General features: G+C 65.1%; 1 protein-coding gene. It reads right to left on the reverse strand.

Features of this window, described 5'->3' with window-relative positions:
* Positions 1 to 81: 81 nt before the first annotated feature.
* The coding region (gene dnaE / locus ACFWF3_RS31485) for a DNA polymerase III subunit alpha (RefSeq protein WP_379317402.1) at positions 82 to 2,654 on the reverse strand (2,573 nt) is incomplete at its 5' end.

Here is a 2,654-nt window from a genome sequence, read left to right on the forward strand (position 1 = left end):
ACACCCCCCGCCCCCCCCCCTTTTGTCACTCCTCCCCCCCCCCCCCCCCCCACCTCGCGGGGTGCTCCCCACGTCTCGGGCTCAGCCCAGGCAGCCCGGGCCGAGTAGCGCTTTCAGGTCCCCCATCAAGGCGGAGGAGGGAGACACTCGCCAGGCGTCGTCGAGTTTGAGCATGGTGGTTTTCTCCCGGGCGCCGACATGACGGATGAAGACATCCGAGGTGCCCTGGTGCCGGGTGAGGACCTTCTTCAGCTCACCGAGCTTGTCGGGCGTGCACATCCGGGTCGTCATCACCACCGCCACCGGCTTGGCCACGCCAATGGCCGAGAGGTCGGGAACGACGAGGTCGTTGGCGATCAGGGAGATGCGGTCGTCACGCACCGAGACGCGGGCCTTCACCAGCACCACGGCGTCTTCGACCACATCCATGCCGTACACCGAGTACGACTGCGGGAAGAACAGCACCTCCACGCCACCGGTGAGGTCTTCCAATTGGGCCGAGGCCCAGGCCAACCCGTTCTTGTTGATCCGGCGGTTCACCGAGGCGAGGATGCCGCCGATGGTCACCTGCGCGCCGTCCTTGACGTCGCCTTCCAGGATCGCCGGGATGGGGGTGTCGACCTGCGCTGCCAGCACGTGCTCGACGCCGTTGAGCGGGTGGCCGGACACGTAGAGGCCCAGCATCTCCCGTTCGAGGGCGAGCTTGTGCTTGGTCTCCCATTCGTCCTCGGGGACTTTGACATTGAAGACCGACGCCATCGAGTCGTCGCCGTCGCCGAGGCCGCCGAACAGGTCGAACTGGCCGATCGCCTCGGCCTTCTTGGTCGACATCACCGCGTCGATCGCGTCGGAGTGGATCAGCAGCAAGCCCTTGCGCGGATGCCCGAGGGAGTCGAATCCGCCTGCCTTGATGAGGGATTCGGTGACCTTCTTGGAGCAGGCGATCGCGTCGATCTTGTTCAGGTAGTCGGAGAAGTCGGTGAACTTCGACTTCTCCTTGCGCGCGGTGATGATCGAGCCGACCACGTTGGTGCCGACGTTGCGGACCGCGCCGAGACCGAACCGGATATCGGTGCCGACGGAGGCGAAGTTCAGCTCCGATTCGTTGACATCGGGCGGCAGCACCGTGATACCCATCTTGCGGCAATCCGACAGGTAGATGGCGGCCTTGTCCTTGTCGTCACCGACGGAGGTGAGCAGACCGGCCATGTACTCGGCCGGGTAGTTGGCCTTGAGGTAGGCCGTCCAGAAGGAGACGAGGCCGTAGCCGGCGGCGTGCGATTTGTTGAACGCGTATCCGGCGAACGGGAGAATCGTGTCCCACAGCGCCTTGATGGCGGGCTCGGAGAAGTCGTTGGCCAGCATGCCGTCGCGGAAGCCGGCGTAAGCCTCTTCCAGGACGGACAGCTTCTTCTTACCCATGGCGCGGCGCAGGATATCGGCTTGGCCGAGCGAGTACCCGGCCACCTTCTGCGCGATCTGCATGATCTGTTCCTGATAGACGATCAGGCCGAAGGTGTCGGCGAGGATCTCTTTCAGCGGCTCTTCGAGTTCGGGGTGGATCGGTTTGACTTCTTGCCGGTTGTTCTTGCGGTCGGCGTAGTCGTTGTGGGCGTTCATGCCCATCGGGCCGGGGCGGTACAGCGCGAGGACGGCGACGATATCGCCGAAGCCGGTGGGTTGCATGCGGCGCAGCAGGTCGCGCATGGCGCTGCCGTCGAGCTGGAACACGCCGAGGGTGTCGCCGCGGGCGAGCAGTTCGTAGGTGGCCGGGTCGTCGAGCGGCAGGTTGTCCATGTCGAGATCGATGCCGCGGTTGGCCTTGATGTTCTCCAGGGCGTCACCGATGACGGTGAGGTTGCGCAGGCCGAGGAAGTCCATCTTCAGCAGGCCGATGGCCTCGCACGACGGGTAGTCCCAGCCGGTGATGATCGCGCCGTCCTGGGCGCGCTTCCACACCGGGATCGCGTCGGTGAGCGGCTCCGAGGACATGATGACCGCGCAGGCGTGCACGCCCGCGTTGCGGATCAGGCCTTCCAGGCCTTTCGCGGTCTCGTAGATCTTGGCGATGTCGGGGTTGGAGCCGATGAGCTCACGGACCTCGGCGGCTTCCTTGTACCGCTCGTGGTCGGGATCGGTGATGCCGGAGACCGAGATGTCCTTGGCCATGATCGGCGGCGGCAGCGCCTTGGAGATCTGGTCGGCGATGGCGAAACCGGGCTGGCCGAACAGGACTCGCGCGGAGTCCTTGATCGCGGCCTTGGTCTTGATGGTGCCGAAGGTGATCACCTGGGCCACGCGGTCGCTGCCCCACTTCTCGGTGGCGTAGCGGACCATCTCACCGCGGCGGCGATCATCGAAGTCGATATCGATATCGGGCATCGACACGCGCTCGGGATTGAGGAATCGCTCGAACAGCAGACCGTGCGGGATGGGGTCGATATTGGTGATACCCATCGCGTAGGCGACCAGCGAACCGGCGGCCGAACCACGACCGGGACCGACCCGGATACCGACCTCGAGCGCGTGCTTGATCAGGTCACCGACGACGAGGAAGTAGGCCGGGAAACCCATCTCGCAGATGACTTTGAGTTCGAAGTCGGCGCGGTCGAGGTATTCGCGCGAGGGACCGTCCGGGAAGCGGCGATCGAGAC

The organism is Nocardia sp. NPDC060220 (assembly GCF_042727815.1).
Lineage (GTDB): Bacteria > Actinomycetota > Actinomycetes > Mycobacteriales > Mycobacteriaceae > Nocardia.